The 17,938-nt window shown below is 44.6% G+C and carries 32 protein-coding genes; 6 read left to right on the top strand and 26 right to left on the bottom strand.

Features of this window, described 5'->3' with window-relative positions; translation table 11 throughout:
• Nucleotides 1–86: 86 nt before the first annotated feature.
• The 10 genes from KJS65_RS03255 to KJS65_RS03210 form a co-directional block, all read right to left on the bottom strand.
• Nucleotides 87–1,001, bottom strand: coding sequence for a RecT family recombinase (locus KJS65_RS03255; protein ID WP_213648549.1), 915 nt, complete (start codon nt 999–1,001; stop codon nt 87–89).
• A gap of 15 nt (nt 1,002–1,016) precedes the next feature.
• Nucleotides 1,017–1,169, bottom strand: coding sequence for a DUF6906 family protein (locus tag KJS65_RS03250; RefSeq protein WP_213648548.1), 153 nt, complete (start codon nt 1,167–1,169; stop codon nt 1,017–1,019).
• Nucleotides 1,166–1,573 carry a hypothetical protein gene (locus tag KJS65_RS03245; protein ID WP_213648547.1) on the bottom strand — a complete coding sequence of 136 codons (408 nt, stop codon included), beginning with the start codon at nt 1,571–1,573 and terminating at the stop codon, nt 1,166–1,168. Before KJS65_RS03245 ends, KJS65_RS03250 begins: the two co-directional genes overlap by 4 nt.
• On the bottom strand, nt 1,570–3,156 hold the full coding sequence (locus tag KJS65_RS03240) for a coiled-coil domain-containing protein (RefSeq protein ID WP_213648546.1): 1,587 nt from the start codon (nt 3,154–3,156) through the stop codon (nt 1,570–1,572). Before KJS65_RS03240 ends, KJS65_RS03245 begins: the two co-directional genes overlap by 4 nt.
• Nucleotides 3,157–3,213: 57 nt before the next feature.
• On the bottom strand, nt 3,214–3,438 hold the full coding sequence (locus tag KJS65_RS03235; RefSeq protein WP_213648545.1) for a hypothetical protein: 225 nt from the start codon (nt 3,436–3,438) through the stop codon (nt 3,214–3,216).
• Nucleotides 3,439–3,493: 55 nt separating this feature from the next.
• Nucleotides 3,494–3,667, bottom strand: a complete 174-nt coding sequence (locus tag KJS65_RS03230) for a hypothetical protein (protein WP_213648544.1) — start codon at nt 3,665–3,667, stop codon at nt 3,494–3,496.
• 43 nt (nt 3,668–3,710) lie between these two features.
• A complete protein-coding gene (locus KJS65_RS03225; protein ID WP_213648543.1) occupies nt 3,711–3,896 on the bottom strand; it encodes a hypothetical protein in 186 nt (61 codons plus the stop codon).
• 14 nt (nt 3,897–3,910) lie between these two features.
• Nucleotides 3,911–4,522, bottom strand: a complete 612-nt coding sequence (locus tag KJS65_RS03220; protein WP_213648542.1) for a BRO-N domain-containing protein — start codon at nt 4,520–4,522, stop codon at nt 3,911–3,913.
• Between the two features lie 96 nt (nt 4,523–4,618).
• Nucleotides 4,619–4,777: a hypothetical protein gene (locus KJS65_RS03215; RefSeq protein WP_213648541.1), complete on the bottom strand. Its 159-nt coding sequence runs from the start codon at nt 4,775–4,777 to the stop codon at nt 4,619–4,621.
• A complete protein-coding gene (locus KJS65_RS03210) occupies nt 4,777–5,037 on the bottom strand; it encodes a helix-turn-helix domain-containing protein (RefSeq protein ID WP_213648540.1) in 261 nt (86 codons plus the stop codon). Before KJS65_RS03210 ends, KJS65_RS03215 begins: the two co-directional genes overlap by 1 nt.
• 251 nt (nt 5,038–5,288) lie before the next feature.
• On the opposite strand from KJS65_RS03210, the gene KJS65_RS03205 reads away from it, so the two are divergent.
• Together KJS65_RS03205 and KJS65_RS30195 are read left to right on the top strand one after the other, a co-directional pair.
• Nucleotides 5,289–6,053, top strand: coding sequence for a helix-turn-helix domain-containing protein (locus tag KJS65_RS03205; RefSeq protein ID WP_213648539.1), 765 nt, complete (start codon nt 5,289–5,291; stop codon nt 6,051–6,053).
• 238 nt (nt 6,054–6,291) lie between these two features.
• Nucleotides 6,292–6,519, top strand: coding sequence for a helix-turn-helix transcriptional regulator (locus KJS65_RS30195; RefSeq protein WP_213648538.1), 228 nt, complete (start codon nt 6,292–6,294; stop codon nt 6,517–6,519).
• Nucleotides 6,520–6,949: 430 nt separating this feature from the next.
• Here KJS65_RS30195 and KJS65_RS03195 read toward each other — a convergent pair whose 3' ends face one another.
• From KJS65_RS03195 to KJS65_RS03165, 8 genes are all read right to left on the bottom strand, one after another.
• Nucleotides 6,950–7,516 carry a hypothetical protein gene (locus tag KJS65_RS03195; RefSeq protein WP_213648537.1) on the bottom strand — a complete coding sequence of 189 codons (567 nt, stop codon included), beginning with the start codon at nt 7,514–7,516 and terminating at the stop codon, nt 6,950–6,952.
• A gap of 123 nt (nt 7,517–7,639) precedes the next feature.
• A complete protein-coding gene (locus KJS65_RS03190) occupies nt 7,640–8,236 on the bottom strand; it encodes a replication-relaxation family protein (protein WP_213648536.1) in 597 nt (198 codons plus the stop codon).
• Complete coding sequence (locus KJS65_RS03185) at nt 8,233–9,459, bottom strand: FtsK/SpoIIIE domain-containing protein (RefSeq protein ID WP_213648535.1); 1,227 nt, start codon at nt 9,457–9,459, stop codon at nt 8,233–8,235. The genes KJS65_RS03190 and KJS65_RS03185 overlap by 4 nt, the downstream gene beginning before the upstream one ends.
• Before the next feature lie 342 nt (nt 9,460–9,801).
• Nucleotides 9,802–10,050 carry a hypothetical protein gene (locus tag KJS65_RS03180; RefSeq protein ID WP_213648534.1) on the bottom strand — a complete coding sequence of 83 codons (249 nt, stop codon included), beginning with the start codon at nt 10,048–10,050 and terminating at the stop codon, nt 9,802–9,804.
• Nucleotides 10,047–10,232 (bottom strand): hypothetical protein, encoded by a 186-nt coding sequence (locus KJS65_RS03175; RefSeq protein ID WP_213648533.1) that lies wholly within the window; start codon nt 10,230–10,232, stop codon nt 10,047–10,049. Before KJS65_RS03175 ends, KJS65_RS03180 begins: the two co-directional genes overlap by 4 nt.
• A 12-nt stretch (nt 10,233–10,244) precedes the next feature.
• The gene (locus KJS65_RS30050; RefSeq protein ID WP_280531301.1) at nt 10,245–10,373 is read right to left on the bottom strand and encodes a hypothetical protein; all 129 of its coding nucleotides are present in this window, start codon (nt 10,371–10,373) and stop codon (nt 10,245–10,247) included.
• Complete coding sequence (locus tag KJS65_RS03170) at nt 10,370–10,585, bottom strand: hypothetical protein (protein ID WP_213648532.1); 216 nt, start codon at nt 10,583–10,585, stop codon at nt 10,370–10,372. The genes KJS65_RS30050 and KJS65_RS03170 overlap by 4 nt, the downstream gene beginning before the upstream one ends.
• A complete protein-coding gene (locus tag KJS65_RS03165; protein ID WP_213648531.1) occupies nt 10,578–11,384 on the bottom strand; it encodes a ParM/StbA family protein in 807 nt (268 codons plus the stop codon). Before KJS65_RS03165 ends, KJS65_RS03170 begins: the two co-directional genes overlap by 8 nt.
• Nucleotides 11,385–11,862: 478 nt before the next feature.
• On the opposite strand from KJS65_RS03165, the gene KJS65_RS03160 reads away from it, so the two are divergent.
• Complete coding sequence (locus KJS65_RS03160; protein WP_213648530.1) at nt 11,863–12,168, top strand: hypothetical protein; 306 nt, start codon at nt 11,863–11,865, stop codon at nt 12,166–12,168.
• Between the two features lie 24 nt (nt 12,169–12,192).
• On the top strand, nt 12,193–12,396 hold the full coding sequence (locus KJS65_RS29680) for a hypothetical protein (RefSeq protein WP_244864359.1): 204 nt from the start codon (nt 12,193–12,195) through the stop codon (nt 12,394–12,396).
• Nucleotides 12,397–12,439: 43 nt separating this feature from the next.
• Here the strand turns inward: KJS65_RS29680 and KJS65_RS03155 are convergent, their stop codons facing one another.
• Nucleotides 12,440–12,772 (bottom strand): YolD-like family protein, encoded by a 333-nt coding sequence (locus KJS65_RS03155; protein ID WP_213648529.1) that lies wholly within the window; start codon nt 12,770–12,772, stop codon nt 12,440–12,442.
• Between the two features lie 13 nt (nt 12,773–12,785).
• The gene (locus tag KJS65_RS03150) at nt 12,786–13,070 is read right to left on the bottom strand and encodes a hypothetical protein (protein WP_213648528.1); all 285 of its coding nucleotides are present in this window, start codon (nt 13,068–13,070) and stop codon (nt 12,786–12,788) included.
• A 225-nt stretch (nt 13,071–13,295) separates the two neighbouring features.
• Here KJS65_RS03150 and KJS65_RS03145 point away from each other — a divergent pair, with 225 nt between their 5' ends.
• Both KJS65_RS03145 and KJS65_RS03140 read left to right on the top strand, forming a co-directional pair.
• Nucleotides 13,296–13,712, top strand: a complete 417-nt coding sequence (locus KJS65_RS03145) for a hypothetical protein (protein WP_213648527.1) — start codon at nt 13,296–13,298, stop codon at nt 13,710–13,712.
• 145 nt (nt 13,713–13,857) lie between these two features.
• A complete protein-coding gene (locus KJS65_RS03140; protein ID WP_213648526.1) occupies nt 13,858–14,055 on the top strand; it encodes a hypothetical protein in 198 nt (65 codons plus the stop codon).
• 78 nt (nt 14,056–14,133) lie between these two features.
• Here the strand turns inward: KJS65_RS03140 and KJS65_RS03135 are convergent, their stop codons facing one another.
• From KJS65_RS03135 to KJS65_RS03110, 6 genes are all read right to left on the bottom strand, one after another.
• Nucleotides 14,134–14,841 (bottom strand): glycoside hydrolase family 73 protein, encoded by a 708-nt coding sequence (locus KJS65_RS03135; protein ID WP_213648525.1) that lies wholly within the window; start codon nt 14,839–14,841, stop codon nt 14,134–14,136.
• Nucleotides 14,838–15,107: a phage holin family protein gene (locus KJS65_RS03130; RefSeq protein WP_213648524.1), complete on the bottom strand. Its 270-nt coding sequence runs from the start codon at nt 15,105–15,107 to the stop codon at nt 14,838–14,840. Before KJS65_RS03130 ends, KJS65_RS03135 begins: the two co-directional genes overlap by 4 nt.
• A gap of 4 nt (nt 15,108–15,111) precedes the next feature.
• Nucleotides 15,112–15,405 (bottom strand): hypothetical protein, encoded by a 294-nt coding sequence (locus KJS65_RS03125; protein WP_244864358.1) that lies wholly within the window; start codon nt 15,403–15,405, stop codon nt 15,112–15,114.
• Between the two features lie 87 nt (nt 15,406–15,492).
• Nucleotides 15,493–15,630: a hypothetical protein gene (locus KJS65_RS03120; RefSeq protein WP_213648523.1), complete on the bottom strand. Its 138-nt coding sequence runs from the start codon at nt 15,628–15,630 to the stop codon at nt 15,493–15,495.
• The gene (locus KJS65_RS03115; RefSeq protein ID WP_213648522.1) at nt 15,630–15,929 is read right to left on the bottom strand and encodes a hypothetical protein; all 300 of its coding nucleotides are present in this window, start codon (nt 15,927–15,929) and stop codon (nt 15,630–15,632) included. The genes KJS65_RS03120 and KJS65_RS03115 overlap by 1 nt, the downstream gene beginning before the upstream one ends.
• 16 nt (nt 15,930–15,945) lie before the next feature.
• Complete coding sequence (locus tag KJS65_RS03110) at nt 15,946–17,931, bottom strand: glycine-rich domain-containing protein (protein WP_213648521.1); 1,986 nt, start codon at nt 17,929–17,931, stop codon at nt 15,946–15,948.
• Nucleotides 17,932–17,938: the final 7 nt, after the last annotated feature.

Here is a 17,938-nt window from a genome sequence, read left to right as displayed (position 1 = left end):
TTCTTTTCATCGCCGAGACTTATTTCATCACCACATACCTGACAATCAGGCGTAAGCTGGTAGATCTCGATTAGCGGCTTCATGGCTTACAATGGCAGTTCGTCGTTTGCTTGCTCTGCTGCCTGTTTTTCTTGAATTTGCAGGTCCATGATTTTGAGGTAAGCCTTTACCTCTGCGATCGTCGGCTCGTTCCCCTTCACCGTCATAAACTCTTCTCGGTGAGATATGATTCCCTCGGATGTTGTGATGCCGAGCTGTTTGTATTTCCGCTTCATTTCAGTTTTTAACTGCACTTTTTGTTCGGCATCATCGTCTTTTTCCTTGGTAGGCTCAGGTTTAGACGTTGTTTTGATCGCTTCAGACTCAGGCGTCACGTCTTTGCGTTCATAGGAATCAGTGACGGCAACTGGCGGCTGTTCAACATTTTCGTCACCAAACTCCAAGCCGTATTGCTTTTTAAGCGCCCGCTGTTCGGCATGCTTACCGATCATATCCGGCTCCCATTTGTTCCAATTGTCCTTGTTCTGTCCGGTATAGACATGTGCGATATGCTCCTTGTCCACAAAAACAGTGACAGGACGGTACCCGTCTCGATAAGCGATGGAATAGGCACCAACGATGGAACCGCGTGGGAAAGTAACCTCATGATCGATAATCTCCCAGTCGTCCTCACCCTTTTCATTTTTGAATTTACGGGCTTTGAAGGTGTCATTCGCGCAAACGGTTTGAGTGTCTGGCGCCTGAAAGCCCTCCTTTTCACGAGCTTTGGCGAGGTATGCTTCCGCTGCGAACTGGATGCGAGCCTGGTTACCATATTTGATAAAGAAGATTTCGTTTTTGAATGGATCGAGTCGGTAAGATGCAGCTTTATGAGCAAAGAGAAGGAATTCCGGATCTGATGCTGTGGGGCAAAGGGATGTACGGATTACATCAAGAACTTCTGCTGGGAACACTTCTTTGATTTCAGGAGTGAGTGTCATGATTTGCGAATTATTTCCCATATGAATGATTGCCTCCTATAAGTAAATGATTTTGGTAGTGCCGGTTAAGCGATGGGTGAGTTCAAGACGGTCGTCTAGCGCTTTGCATACCAGCCAGTTATCCGGGTTAAAGCCTGCTTCTTTGATTGCGATCTTCTGGCGGCGAGATGGGTTTTTACCGTTTTTCAATATTCGTACACCCCCGACCGCAAACCGAGTATTTCAATGGCATCCTTAAGTGCCGATCTTGCCCTACGGGCGGATCTTGTATCGCCTGAGAATTTTTCAAATAGAGCACTCAGCCTTGACTGATCGGCAATAGTAACGAATGTTTCAGGAAACAGCTTTTCAGTTTCTAGTACCACAGATACCGCAGCTGAAGGGCCTTTCAATAGCTTCAGATCAATTAGTTCTTCAAGAGCATTTCTAAGATTGAGAGATTCAGAAATTGTAAGATCAATGTTTGGCGTATCCTCGTGGAAAGGCAGTGCCAGTCTGATTGTTTGTTCGTTCTCAATACGTCTAATCACAAACGCATCAGATGAAGGACCACTGAAGTATCTGTAATTTTGAAAAGTTACTGTTTTAATCATCTGACTGCTACCTCCGTTTCGATCTTGAGCTCCTGATCGTGTACCGCCCTTGCAGTGATCAGCTGGTCGTATACTGCAATCTTTCCTGTGTACTCGCCGATCCCATCGATGAATGTTGGAACGATCAGGCCGGATTGCTTGTGCAGCACCTCGGTTAGTTCAAGCCCGGCAGTGATTTTTTCTCCTACAGACAAGGACACATAATCTTTGCCGTCCATCTGGATCGAGAAGTCCGGTTCATACTCTCCGCTGGTCTTTACATACTTGAAGAGGCGAATCTTCAATCTGGTGAATAGCGACTGGACCTTTTCAGCCTGGAGCTCGGCTTCCTTGGCGCGATATGCTTTGATCGCGTCCAATATGAATATGGACTCTTTCAGGTTGGTGAGCGTGTCGGATTCGGCCTTTTTCGCTGCGGTAACATCAGCTTCTATTCTCTCGCAGGCTATCTGGTTACGGATATCATCCAGCACGACGTTTAGCTGATTCTCCAGTTCTCGAACCTGCTTTGGTAGGTCACCAACATCGATGGGAATAATACTTGCAAGCTCATCTTCCAGTTCAATGCGTTTATCAATGAGTTCTTGGTGTGCTTCGCGAGCTTTAGCAACACGGGTATCCTTGTTCTCCTGAGCAGCGGCTACAGACTTTTTGTCCAAAGCCTGTTTGCATGTTGGACAATGTCCTTCGATTTGTTCACCATGCAACACCAGGAAACGCTCTTTACTTTGGTTGATTTTTTCACGTTGTAGATGGAGTTTGGTTGCCACTTCTCGGTGCTTCATTTCGATTTCATGAGCCTTAGCAGGCAATGCATCGGCGATCTTGATTTGCTCTCGTAATTCAGCTTCCGAGGATCGTAATGATTCCAAATCTTTGCCTGAGCTATCGGGCAGACGATCAAGCTGCTCCTGCAGTGTTCTGGTCCGGCTCTGCGCGGCGATGTGCTGCTTCTCCAGCTTCGATTTCTGCCCGCCCGTGCCGCCGTGAATTTTTTGCAGATCGTCTAGCGAGTGCTTCTTCATGAGCTCGTCCAGCTTGGCTGCCGCTGGATTCAACTTAATTTCCTTAGCTTTCTGATCCGGGCTTGTCCGGCTCATTTCCTTAAGCACTTCGGACTTAGCCGGCGGAATGGAGTATTTCAGGACCTGCTCACGTTGCTTGGACCAGTGTTGGGTAAAAAAGTAGCCTGGATTGTACATCGCAAGGAAATCCTCTTTATCGAATAAGGCAGCCACCACTTCCTCATATTCCTTGGCTTTAGTGGGAACCGAATTGATGTACGTGGCGTTCTTGCCCTTCTCGTCGATCTCCCTAGCGAATTCGATTTGCTCTCCATCAACCTCCAAGGTCAGGGCTGAGTAAACACGATCAAACTCGTAGGTTGTTGGAGACGGATTATATTTGCTCCCGTTAATGTCCGTGCCGCAGAAAGCCCATACAGGACCTGTACCAATGGATGATTTTCCTTCGCCATTTTTGCCGGACAGTTTGGTAATATCGCCGTACTCAACCGCTGTGTCACCTTCAAGCCCGGCGAAGTTCCGGAGACCGAGACGGATAAATCTAAAGTGCTTTGCCATTTGCGCACCTCGTCTTTCGTGTTATGATGGATTCGGATAATTTTTAATTGACCGCTCTCACTGGGCGGCTTTTTTTGTGTGATTTAACGTAAGATTGTACTTGCGCTCATAAAGCTGCATTTCACCAAGAAGCACTTCCCGCACTGCTGGATCGCTCTCTTCCAGATACATTTCGTAAACGTAGAGGTACCGATCGATGTCTACCTGAATCTCGGGTGATAGGTTACTGCGGAACAATTGGAAGAGTTCTCCTTCAGAACGATTCACGACGGGCTTTCCCATATTAGCCTCCGTTTCTGGGCTCAGAACCCCGATTTTGGCAAAAAAATAATAGGACCTACGAATCCAGATCAATTTCCCCGTCCATTCCCGTCCAGTACGTGTTGCCCATGTTGTCGGAGACAAGAATATCAACGGTGCCATCTTCATGCTGCTGAGCGTCCATGACTTCAATTTGACGGGTGACCGTGCCTTTAAGGCCGATCAGATCCTTCCGTGTTTTTGTGCTCATTAGCTTTGTTCACCCCCTTCCGTGGAATCTTCGTTTCAGTTGATCATGCTGGCTTTGCTTCCCTTGCCGGAATCAGTTCACCATCGCCCCAGCTACCAGTCAGCTGCCTGCGATATGTGCGATACTCAGCTCGGGCATCCAGTGCTTCGATGTATTTGTGCTCTGCCAGCAGGCGTTTCTCAGTTTCCAGAGCGAGGACCATCTTGCGGCGTAGTTCGTTTGGATTCAAATGAGCTTCTCCTTTCAGTGCAGATATTTACTGTAAATAGCATTCGATATCGGGATATCTAGAGCGAACTTCTCTTTGACCGACATCAGATTGACCGTATCGTCCAAGACCGCCTGCCGGCTTACCAGCATGTCCGGTGTCATCTGGTCCTTCTTGATCATCTTGGGGTGACCGTACATGGATGACACCGCCTTGTTTGCAATCGTGTTGGCTTTGATGAAATCAACCCGGACCGGCTTCCGCAAGGACGATTTAAGATGCTGCATCGCTTCTTTCTGGTGGTCCTTGTCCAACATTCGGAAGATTTGGAATCCTTCTAAACCGGTGGATTGTCTGATGGTTTTCAACATTGTAAAAATCCAATCTTCAAACTCTTCGGCTTCGGGACGTTGTGACCGTGTAACGGCTTTATAAATGCCCTGCTCGCTGATGGCTGTGAATTTCTGGTTTACACCCGTCAATCTGACGTATGTGAGAAATTTAGATCTTAAGTGTCGAGTCATCGCATTGGTATTGCTGTATTGCAAAGCATCTGCAACATCTTTTGCAATTCCAAACCATTCGCCACGTGAAACTTCTACAAATCGGATTTCATTGCCTAGCCAGTTTTCAGTTCGAATGTTCATCGAAATTCCTCCTTTCTCTCAGTTCTGCTACCAGCCAAAGCCTGAGAGCAACCCAGATATTAAACAGGATTATCGTGAAGACGATCAGGAGTGGTTTCATGGTTGCGGCTTGATGCCTATTTCGCGTTCGATTGTGGCTATTTCCATGCGGACGAAATCGACTTTCAAAGGATCAATGAGGCCACTGTTTAGGAAACGGTGAAGGTTGTTGTAGTGTTCGGCTACTCCTGCTGGGATGTCGTTAATTTCAGGCATTAGTGACTGCCTCCTCGATTTTTATCCATTGTGTCATTTGACACATTGATATCAAAAAAAATCACGTAATCAAAAACCTTTTTTCCAAAGTACCCAATAAGACCGCTCCACACCAACCCACTTGGTTCTCTCTTTTGGTTTAGTACTCTTGACATACAAGAAGGGGACACCCCAATTTTTTCTGCTAGTTTTGAGGTGTTCAAATCTTTCTCATGTAAATAAGCAGTTAATTTTTCGACATTCAAACCTGCACCTTTCATCGCTCTATTCACCTCGCTTTCCTCTGTGCCTTTTGACAAAGCCAATGTTAAGCCATTTGTGTCAAAAAGCAAAATGTCATATTATTTCATATTCAGGCAAAATAACCCTTGTTGGTCCTATTTTGTCATTTGACACATTATTTCCTTAGATTTTCTTTGCTTTTTGACAAAACACATGTATAATTACTTTTGTCAATCAGCAAATTAGTATAGAATATAGTCAATGGATTCTAATGAATGGTGGGAACTTTATGAATAATTTTGGTCAGTTTATCAAGTCTGCTCGTGAAGCGAAAAAATTAACTTTGACTGAGGTTGCTGAGAATGCTGGAATAAGTCACTCACATTTATCTCGAATAGAGAGTGGGGAAAGAAATCCCCCTAAAGCACCTGTCATGCAAAAATTAGCACATGCATTGGGTATTAATTTCTTAGAATTAATGGAACAAGCAGGTCAATGGGGGAATTTAAGTTTAGAAGAAAAGGAACAATTAATAGAAGTTTATAGTAACGAAGAGATTACATTAAATAATATACTGTCTTTTCTAAGAATAATAAGAACTGATGAGGGGACTTTCCCAGGATCTTGGCACAATGATTTATATAAAATATTTGGCGGAAGAATTAATATGTTAAGTGACGAACAGGATCGACTCGATAAATGGTACCCTGATTATTTGAGCTCAGAAGAGGAAAATAGGACTAAAGCGGAAGAAGTTGAGGCACTTGAAGAGTTCAATACTGTATACAACTATAAGAATATTAAGGATGCCCTCATACAACATGATGAAAGGTACATTACAGGGCAAAAATCATTAAGTGAATTTTTAGAAGAACTTCAAGAGTTATTTTTAAAGAGAAACATAAAAACCCCTCACGCATCTTCCGATACAAAAGGGGATAATAGCATCGACATAGAGGATCTAGTAAACAACAATCTCATATTCCGAGGTCGTGTGTTGTCTGAAGAAGAAAAGGAACGATATCTCAAGATGACTCAGGCGCTGTTTGGGTAAGTAGCAAACTCGTTAAAAAGGCTCTTAGTTCTGAAGTGTCTTTTCCTTCACTTTCTAACTGTAGTAAATGTTTTTCTAGATCGATTACTTTAAGTTTATTATGCTTCATAAGCATCGCTCCTCAGATGTAATTTATTTCCGTACGAGATGTTAGATTGAGTATATCATCATCTCATTAAAAATGCGAACAAAAACACGAACATAATGTGTACAAAAATTGACTGGGAAGGAGAAATACATGAGTCTCCAGCTCGGGAAATGTCTCCTGCTGGAACGACTAAACGATAAAGAAATGAGTCAGGCAAGCTTTGCGAAGAGAATGGGCGTTTCACGTCAGTATGTAAGTAAACTCGTTAGCGGAGAACGAAAAATGTCCCTTGAATTCGCATTTAATGCCGCTCAAATTCTTGATTGTCACATCTCAGATCTATACATCCTTAATGTCGTTCACAACAGGCGCGAGTAGTTTTCTACTCTCCCGCGAGCTGATTGTCACCCGCATGGGTTACAACCTATTCTACCTTCTTCCAGTAACTTCCGGTGTCACAAAGTGTCGAAATACATACTTGTAAAATAATCCAGTTCCACTCCTTTCAAGAGAACGCAAAAAAGCCGCCAAAACTTTAGAAGAAGTAACTCATCTTTTATAAAAACCACACTTTCTCGTTGACTATGGGCAACGACAATGGTTTTTTTGAAAGACGGTAAACTTCCTCCCTGAAGTTTTGGCGGCTTGAGTTCTCGCCGCATATCCCAGGATTTCCTCCATGAATCAACGCTCTCAAAGAATCGAGTTGCGTATCCTGTGATAAATAAATTTTCAATTTTCGCTAATGTCAATGTTATGCGTGTATACTATCATGCCGTTCTAAATATTGTCAAACAAATTCGTTTTTCTAGTATGAAATCGACGTTACGATACCATCATCAAAATACACATATCGATAGCCATCATATACCCATTGCTCGCTCTTAACGTGCGCTGTGACTGTAGTATTAATACTATCAGGCGTTCCCCACAAAGAAGCTTCAACCTCTTTTTTTGTCATACCAATCGTAGGATCCATGTTGGCAACTTGTTTCAAACGTTCTCGCTGCTGCTTCCATTCTTCTAAGTCCTGTTTTTTAGCAAGTTTTTCAGCGATTGGTTTGTATATACTATCGATCTTCGCATTTCGACTGTCATCCTCTTTGATGCTAGATATTTCCTTAATTTCCTCATCAGTCATCATATACTTCTCAGATAACAAGTTAAGTACATTATTTCTTTTGTCCCTTAACTCGTTATCCATTTGTTTTTGAGGAAGGTCCGTTTCATCTAATATACCGAACAACCACTTCAGACCAGCTTCGACTTTATCATCTCCATCCAGTTCTTGTGATTCCTCATACATATACATTCCAGCATCTGCATTCTTTTTAGCATCTTTTAATTCGTTTGAACACCCTCCTAAAATAGCCATGAACATACAGCATCCAATTATGATTATGCCCCTGCTTTTCATAATGACTTAATGCACCCTCTTATTTTTTATGTAACAAGGAGTATTCTACCATGTTTGGGATATTAGGGTAGTACATTTTTCCTATTTTATACGTTTTATCATGTCCTCTACCGAGCTCTGATAGACTCTGTATGGACGTCCTTCCACCTTGTACCGCCCTACTCCCACGATCCACAAATACGGAAACACCTTCTTCCCCGCAGGCTGCCACAGCTCCTTTTCCCACGCTCCACTCACATAATACTGCTCATACCGATTTAGCTTATCGGCCATCACCCGGTCCGTGTAATGAGTCCTTTGAATCTCTACGAACCATGGAGCTGCCTTCCATATCATAAAGATATCCGGTTCAGGAAGCCCTTTCCCATATTTGGGTTCCACTATAAATATCCTGGGCTGCTCAGCCTTACGAACCTGCTTGTAAAAGTCAGCTATCGCCAAGAAGTGATTGATCTTCTGAGAGTCCGTCTTGATCGTCCGCTCCGCTGGGAAGTAGATATACTTGCGCCGCTCTATCGAGCACTTGATCAGGCCATCACGCCGCAGCCGCTTAAGGACCATATTGGCATGAGTTACTGGGTGCTTGGTGTGTGTAAAATGTAGGTCAGCAATATCATCTCGGGACAAGCAACGGAAGCGTTCCAGGTCGGCCAGAATGGCCTTGTCTCTCGCAATCATAGTAACCCCACCTCCACATACTCAACCTCTTGCTCTGGCGGCTCTGTTGTTGCTGTCTGCTCTTGATGCATGACAGCTTCCGTCCGTCGGTATGGAGCGAGCATCTCATAAGCTTCTTTTAGGTCCAAATGCGGCCCCTGAACATATCGGCACCCATCGAATTTGAAGATCATACGCCCCTTCTCACTTTGTTTAATCGTGGCAGCTTCGCCCCCATCAATGGTAATTCGGCTATTGATCTCATCAGCATGTCGGAACGCCATACGGACCGTCAAGTTATTCTTCAGCTTTCCATCCAATACATCTGCATCCGGCCGCTGCATGGACAGGATCAGGAAGACACCCAGGGCACGCCCGATTGTACTGATCTCCTCGATGCCCTCCATAATGCTCTTTTCCTTTTTGAGCAATGCTACCTCATCTACAGCCAGAATAATATATGAAGGGCGGTCCCACTCAGGCAGATCGTTTACGTGGGCGACCTCATGGCGATCCAGTAGATCTCCGCGATTCTTCATTTCCCTCCGTAGCTTAAGAACAATTGCATGCAGCCCAACAGCGTCCATGACAACCTCCTGAGCAATTCCACGAAACAGATGGAACTCACTGCGCTTCATATCGGCACAATATAGTTCCAGTTCAGGAACTGATCGGAGCAACGTGCTTAGCACCGATCTAACGGCAACTGATTTCCCACTACCGGTCTCCCCGGCGATAAGCAGATGCGGATGCTCTACCATGTCATACGCCACGTCTCCAGACCGACTACGCCCCACGTAGATAGGTAGATGTAGTTTTCCGATACATTGGTCTATCTGCTCGCAATCGTACTCAAACGGAGCCACGGACGTACTGTACACCTGCATGACAAATGTCTTAGCGTCCTCACTACAAGACAACTCTGCACCTGGACCAAACACTTGCCTGAAAAGCCACTCGTTGTCGGTTATCGTCACCGGTGGCATTCCCACTGGAAGAATAAAGGCAGCTTCGGTCCTGTCGAAATACATGGTCACTCGTTTTATTATTGGGTAACTCCGGAGTTCACGCCCCTTGTACCCAATTATCGTGTAATACAGATTGCCCGTTCGAAAAAGACCCATTAGCTTACGCCTGATAACCTGTTCCGGCATACCGCGCCAGACAAGCCAAGCCGCAGCCCCGCTCCCTCCTGCTCCAATCAATTTAATTGCCGCTGTTGTCGTTACTCCGCTCACTACCATTCGCGTCGCTCCTAACACTTTTCATTTTTGCTATAACAGCAGGTTTTTAAGCCCGTATTACATATTCAGAGATACATATGCAATTACATGCTCAATTGCATATGCTGCTGCATATGTCACCAGCTCACATGGACACCAAAGGCAAGCCCCAGCATACGTAACGCAATACGCCATTGGTACAAGGCGATCCCGGCACAGACTACATATGTCGACATCCGAACCAAGACGACCCTGCCACCATGGCCGGCACGTTCGAGTTTTCGCTCAACGACATGTGCGACTATTCCCACGCCTGCCAGTTGAGCAAACGGTATTAAGCTAATCATAAAAAGTCACGCTCCTTTAAAGTAAGGCGTCTTTGATCCAATCTAAAACGGCATCTAACGAATGCTGTTGACTATCCAGATAATCAATACGTTGGTTTACTGCTTCGATGACCTCACGCGCCCGAAATCCGCTGATATGCAACACATCTTTAAACATTCCAGTAGGTGCCCCATCGTATGCTTCGATCACTCCGCTTTTGATGGCCTGCAGCTCCTCGATGTTTCTGCTTTTGCTAATGATCCTCAGAATGGTTTCCCACATCATATACAGCCCCTTAGTCTGTCATACTGCTTCGTACCTTTGGCGATAACATAGGTTCTTGGCTTTTTATCGCTCATGATCTTCATGCCGATCCATGTGCCGATGATGTAGTAACGGTAAGCCGGACAAAGGAAATATACTGTAACAGCTGCCGTGGCCAGAGCAGTCTTGACTGGTTTACGCATGTTTTCATCCCCCTACAAAATCAGGTCTTTGACCAAATGTAATAAATCCTCTGCGTTAATCTGAGACATCACATCGGATGGATCGACGGCAATTGTCTTCTCGGCAAGCTGCTTGATAATTTTTTTGATAAGGAAGCTCATATAAACCCTCCCAGGTTAAAGTCATCATCTGTGCTCAATGCTTCCGCCACAGTACCACCAACGTTAAACATCACACCGTCCAAATCTCGCTGGATCAACCGCTTAAGATATCCCGAGGAATTGATCTTTCCGTAAACATGCTCATACAGCCGCTGCTGATCCGGGTCTAGCACATTAAACGTAACCTGTATTCGCACTATCTGTTTAGGCATAAACTCGCCTCGCAATCATGAGGAATGCACGGACGTTTGCTGTGGACGGATCTTCATCGATCAGCTGCGCATGCTGGAAATATTCCTGCAGGTGAGTCAGCAATGCCGCCGCACCGCCGCCAACCAGGTACACCTTATCAGCCGCGGACCATTTACGGGTTATTGCCTTGGAGGCGATCTGTCGAGCGAAGGCAGCCGGCTGTAGTTCACGTTTACTTTCCATCCCCTCGGTAAAGGTCCAGCTGCCACGGTTATTAAATTTTCGGTTGATGATCGTTGCAAAGTTCACGCTGCCGCTACCGATATCGATAACTCGGATCATGCCAGTGTTTGGGGCAACCAGGAGTCCCGCAGCCGCCCCTTCCGGTGATACTTCGCATCTATTTACGGTGATGATCTTGCGCTGGTCATTTACCGTCAGATCATGCCGCCCGATGTACATTTTCTTGATAGCCATCTTTTCGGAATCCGTGTGCGTCTCAATCGGCTGGCCTACAACAATATCAAATTCATTTCCAGCTCCGAATCGGTGCAGAGCAATCAGCGTCCGCAGTTTAGCGTCAAAGTGCGCTTTGGAGTCATCCTTCCGGCTCTCCACGTACTCGCTCTCCTCGAGCGCAAGAGTGCCAGCAAAACCACATTTACCTTCGTAACGCCATTCGAAATCATATGGACTAGGATCTCGTTTAAGGTTACGTGCTAGGTCATTAACTCCAATAGCCGATGGAAATATAAAAGGGTTTTGCTGCAAACCTACGAACTTAGTGTTGCAGTTGCCTGGATCAATCGCGGCTATCATGTAGTCCAAGCACCTCCTCTGGTTGTGTATCTGGTTACACCACTCAGCCCCGGCCGGACGCCGCAGTGACGTATCTGGTTATATATCTATGGCACATAGCTTGCTCAAATTGCTTCAACCAATGAATAAATTTTTCATAGATTGTCCACCCTGAATAATAGGGAGGCGGTCAGTATATGTATGGATTAGGTAAGAGTAGATCACCATTAGGACGGTATCTCGATAAAAACAAAATAAAGCAAGATTGGCTTGCTAAGGAGGCTGGGTTAAGCAGGAACGTTATAGGGAGATTATGTGACGGAGAAAAAAACACGGATAAAATACAGATCCGTTCAAAGTATCTAGTCGTTTCTACTCTCCGCAAGAACGGATTTGATGTACGGGTGGATGACTTTTGGAATTGAATGTATTCGTGGAAAATCCCACCAGTCTCTGATAAACTAATTAAAAATCGTCTCTTACGTGAGGTGAAAAAATAATGATCTTGAAAAAATTGACCAAAGCTACTCTAATTGCGATAGCAGTAATCATATTGTTATCTGCCTGCGCCAGCAAAAAAGATAAGCTAGACAAAGAGCCGGTATTGATGGAAACTAAGTTACTTCTCATGGAGAACAACCCGACTGTTGATGAGAGAAAAAAAACTGCTGAAGCAATTAGGACGGCCGTTGAATTTCCGACTGCACTTGAAAAAGATAAATGTCTTAAACTTGCTGATTTAATCGAACAAGGTGAAATAGAAAAAGCAAAGGACTTGTATAATGAACTGAAAGATGGAAACTAAGGGGAATTATAAGGGGTGACGCAGTTGAAAATCGGAATGCGTAAACCAAGCATTAAGAAGCGCATAGCAGCCCGAACCAGCATCAAGAGACAGATTGTACATAGAGCCGGAATAAAGATGCCCCGCGGTTATGGATGGCTCAGAAACCCTAAGAAAGCAGCATACAACAAGGTTTATAATCGCACTACATTTGACATTTTTAAGCTTATAAAAAAGATACTTAAATAAACAAAGACCGCTCATAGGCAATATGCCTCAGCGGTCTTTTTCTTTATGTACTTGCCGACAAAATGTCATTGAATTTAATCCAGTCCCAATCATCCTCATTGCGGAGTTTGATTTCCTTCAGAAACATATTGATTACCGTAACAAAGCCGCTTAACTCTATTTCTTCATACGGATCAAAGACTTTGATTGTAATACGAACATGTTCATTAAACGACTCGCTCAATACTTCCCCGATCTGCTGCCATTCCTGCTCATCAATCACCGGCTTAATAATTGGGTCCTTGTGTGTCAGCTGATGTGAGTACGCCTCACGATGCTCTGGTAATAACCAACGAGATGATTCAAATAACCCATTGCCCTCCAGTTTCTTTGCCATGCAACACGCCCTCCTAATATTGAGTCCAGTAATCTGTGTTGCTCGTTGTGCTTGGTTTCCGCTCTTCTTTTACAGTTCCACCATGTTCCCAGCCGTTCAAAATCTTAATTGATTGGACCAGGCGCTTATTATCCCAGATGATGAACATTTGATCTTCAAGGTTGATCAGCGACTGCTTGATGTCCTGCTTGCTCTTACCTGTTTTTATGATCAGTTCTTCCATAGATGGCAGTCGTCTTCGACCACTGGAATAGTTGTAAAGGATCCGGAGTATTTTACGATCGATATCTGCAAGCATTAGCTCGCCTCCTGATTATGTAATGACAAGAACAATTGTTCTTAAATTATATCCAAACAGGCGTTCGATAATCAATGTAAATTTCCTCCTGCTTCACCCTTCTTCCCCTTCTTCGGTAAAACTATTGGAAAATTATTGTTATAGTTTTTCGTCAATATCACTATAATTAGAATGAGAGTTTATAATTATATAAGTTGTATCGTGTTGATAAGGAGGAAATAAACCATGTTAAAAAAAATATCTTTAACAACCTTCTCTGCAATAATGTTGATTTTTGGAGTAGCTCTTACTGTACATTTATCAGCGGATGATCCTAGTATTGGTATCCCCTCGAGTCCAACATCAAGCACTTCAGAAGAAGCCCCGGCAAACCTTGGTGCTACTGATTTCGAAATCTCTGATCCAAAATTAAGGACTGTAGAAAATTCCGACCAGGATCCAGACATCAGTCCAAAAGTTGATTTCGAAACGCTCAGGTATACAAGTAGAATTTCTACAACATACGGCGATTTTGTTAGACAAGACAAACAAATTATTTCCAATGAGTCCGAGATAGCACGAGAATTAAGGCAGGTTGGACCTGATACAAAGCAACTAATTCTTAATTTTGGAACCTTTTTAAGAAACGATTACTCAAAATAGGCGTCCCGCCGATCAAGGTCAGGAAATTTTTCCTTAGCGGTTGACTCTTAGAAAAAATTGCAGGTGGTGTTTAATATGGGTTTCGTTATAGAATCAAAATTCGATGACGAAATTAAGAGAAACGTTCAAGGGGTGACATGAATCAATGATCGAAGCTGAATACACTATTGCGGCATCGTATGGGCAAAAGGTAATTATACGGTTAAGTAACGGGGAAATTATTATTGGAACAGCTGAATTAACAATGGACCTGCACAGAGCTAAAATAACAACAGACGATGGGGTTATTTGGATTCCGTTTTGCGATATAGAAGATCTGCAAAGGTCCATTATTCTTCATTAAGGAATCTTATAGAAATTAAAAAATATCCCTGCCGCTCACATATTATCCAGCAGGGATATTATTATTTTCCTGGGGGATTTATTTGTTTACTATGATGTTATTTTCTTTCCGGTAGTTGATCACGAGCTGCCGCCAAAAGTCATAGCTGCCCTTTTCGTTAGCAATATACGGTTTATAAAATGCATAAGCATCCTTCGCCCAAGACGGGCACGGCATTTCAGTCAGTTCCTTTTGGGATTTAATCCATTCTGCTTGCTGCTTAATGGTGCTTTTAAGTTCTTCAAACTCCTTCTGCTCTGCTGCTGTCATTGGTTGTTCACCTTCCTTTAAGTCATATTGGTAAAGCTTGTACTGCTCAATGATATTGATCAGCAGCTGTGTGTAATTTGGATCAGTTGCATACCCACCTTTCCGAATCTCCAAGGCTGCTGTTTTATAATCAGCATTCAGGACGCCGTGGTATCTCGTGGGTTTATACTTGGTACCATTGAGGATCAACTTGGAGTGATCTGCAACGGATTCTGACCAGTTGTAATAGGCCCGGAATGCAGCATTTACCGTGATCTGCTTGCCATTAACATATTCTTTTGTTGGCATAGTGCAGCTGCCGGCTGTCCCCTTACCTTTTATGCCAAATAGGTTATTAGCCTGTTTGGTCAGCCCACTAGCTCCCCATCCGGACTCCAGCGCGGCCTGAGCTATCGTGAGAGATGCAGGAACGCCTGTTACCTGCATATCCTTAACAGCGCATGGTGCAATTGTTGCGATAAACTCAGATTTAATCATTCCTGATCAGCCCCGTTCTTTGCCTGCTTGACCACCTGATGCCCAAACACAGCAAAGGCCCCAGCTAAGATGCCCTGTATAAGCGACTCTGGTCCCCAACCAAGCAGCCATACAGTAAGAGCTACAGCAAATACCACCACGACATAAACAATGATCCAATCAGGTACGCGCGGCGTCTTTTTGAGAATAAATCCAATAATCCAGCATGCCGCCACCACGATCAGCAGCCGCGGGTCAATCAATGTCCAAATCATATTCCAATCCATAATTCTATACGCCTCCATTCATTTCTTCTTTGCGATCCAACCGTTTATGAGCCTGCTTTGCCGACTCTTCCACCCTTGTAACGCGCTCAGACAATGCGTCAATTCGTTGACCTTGTACACGCTGCTCGAGTCTTATATCATCCACACCACGTTTGATATAATCCACGTCTGCACGCTGCAAAGCATCAGCTCCCGCCTCTTGGATTATGTCCTGTCTGTAGGATCGGGTTTTCCCCAACCACCCAAGGATAATCCCACTTATAGCTGCTATTAATGCGATCATCGTCTTATAGTCCACCCTTCTTCCCCCTGTCTCTATTTCTAAATAAAACTGCCCCCGGACCACTCCCGAGGGCAAAATAAAAACGCCTATTGGCGTTGGTCCTTACGAAACTATAAGATCGGTACGTTCCTTTTCAGTCAGGTAAGCATCAATCCCGCCCTTAAGGTCTGGCCGTTTACTTATTACGAAAGAATAATTTTGAGCTCCGTCAACAATACGTTGCGCCATAAACTCTGCCATTATAATCCACCACCTGACAGAATAAGTTCCTCAAGAGCTTTTTTCATGAGTTCAGTCTCTGCTTCTGCTTGATCTAATCGGACTTTCAAAAGTTTTTCACTTTCGGTTAATGGAACATCGATATATTCATAAAACAATTCGTTAGTGGTTGTGTTTATGCATAGTTCTGCAACTTTACCTAGCTTTGATTCTGGTTCAGGTAATTTACTGACATCAACATGGGTTATTAGAGTTTCGTTTGTGTAAGTGGCTATAACCTTCGCTTTTGTATCATTTTCTTGTAAGCTAACTATTTTCATTCAGAAAACCTCCTATCTAATATAAAATGAATACTCTACCGCTGCTACCGCTGCTGCCACTACCACCAATTGAGATACCATCACCAGAACCACCATCGCCACCGCTACCAAATCCATGCTTTGCTCCATACCCACCAACACCATTATTTTTAGGCGCACTCCCGCCACTTCCCCCAGAGACACCAAAACCGTACGTAGAAAAACCGGAACCAGGGCTACCACCTGTTCCTGGATTACCAGATCCACCGTTATAGGTTCCAGGGTACCCGCCACCTCCACCATATGCGGTAATTGTAAAACCGTTGACGCTAAGGCTTGAGCTTCCGCCATCGCTACCTTTCTCAGCACTGCCACCAGTAGTACCATTACCGCCCTTGCCACCGCTTCCTACCACAATACTACAGCTTTGACCAGGAACAACATTAAGTGTACCTATGCTGACCCCTCCTGTAGCTCCGCCGCCACCGCCTGCAGTGCCATTGTACCCACCGCCACCGCCGCCGCCTCCCCCAGAGAGTACAACAGTTATCCTGGTTACACCTTCAGGAATAGTGAAATTATAGGTCCCTACAGTAGAAAATTCCTGCTTTCCCACTGGAGGTGTTCCAACTTTTCCTCCGCTGTAATACCCAGCAAGCAGGGTATCACCCACTTTAAGCGCTGGTGCACCCCTATTTGGCATTGTACCAGTCAATCCGTTTCCGTTAGCATTTGAGAACTTTTTCCCTGTTAACACATCTGCTACTGTTGCATCACCTGTTGCTCGGATCACCGCAGCAATCTTTGGTAAGAGCTGCGTCCATGACTCGCTTGTGGATGCCATTACGCCAATGGAATTGAGCGCGGCAACCACTTCCGCTTTACGATCAATTCCAGCTTGCTTTCCCTCCTGCGCTTCTTTCATGACCAACCCCAAGGCTTTCTCCGTTGGCGCCACATTCTCCCTCACTCCGTCCGTCGCGTTGGACAGCTGAACGATACCCTCTTTATCAAGAGTGGCTCCAGGTATCACAACTTTGACCCCATCGATCGCTTCTTGTAATTCCGGATGCGTTACATACACGAGCGATTGATCTATACTCGCGGACACATTAGTTGCCTGCCCCACAAATGCTAAGATATCAACACTTTTTTGGATAACATCACTGTTTCCGCTTGTGTTTTCACCGACAAATTGTATTTGATCCTCCCAGATCGTTGTTCCGGGAGATAGACCAGGGGGTCTTCCGGTCCATAACTCAACAGGCTGCACGCCGTCCCAATAAAAAGGTAATTCCACCCATGTCCAGTCCGTCTTCAGTTCGCTCGGCGAAAACATTACCTGGTCATCACTCGGAACCCCATCCCCTTTATGCTGTTCGAATGGCGTCATTGTTTGAGGATTTTGCATGCAGAGAACGAATGATTTAACAGTTGAAGCCGTATTGTCCACTTTGAGCCTTGCCCGCACTTTAAATTGCCCAGCCTTGTTCCCTAGTAGACCTTTGAGAGTATCACCGCTTATAGCGGCTTTTCCGTTTCCGTTTGTCGCATAAGCAAACTTTACACATTTACCATTAGTTGCCCCGGCCTGCGTATCATCAACGGTTGCTCCATAACCGACATTAACAACCAGGTTCTCAGCTTCCAATAATGACACTATGCCATTCGTACCTGGTGGGATGTAATCAGCAGTCTCCCCTGCATTTGCATACCAATATAGAATTTCACCCTCATCCGGATCCATAGCAAAGAGTCCCATTTCACGAAAGAAAAAGCCCGTCGCAACATCCTGATTCGACAGAACAAATCCGACTATAGCTTCATTAGGAGGCCGCATTTTTAATTTTGTGATTGGTACTGTTTTTTTCGGACTTATAATATTAGTGAGCGCGGGCATCGACTGTCCAGTAAGACGTCCATCGCCGATTACAAACTTGGTATATTTTAGCTGGACTCCAGCCTGTGCCTTGGCTTGCAGAGCTAACCCTTTGTTCGTTAATGCCTTCGTAAAGGACGACATCTAATCA

Source organism: Paenibacillus sp. J23TS9 (assembly GCF_018403225.1).
Classification (GTDB): Bacteria; Bacillota; Bacilli; order Paenibacillales; family Paenibacillaceae; genus Paenibacillus_AQ.
The sequence above is the reverse complement of the archived record's forward strand: the minus strand, read 5'-3'. Positions and strand labels throughout refer to the sequence as shown.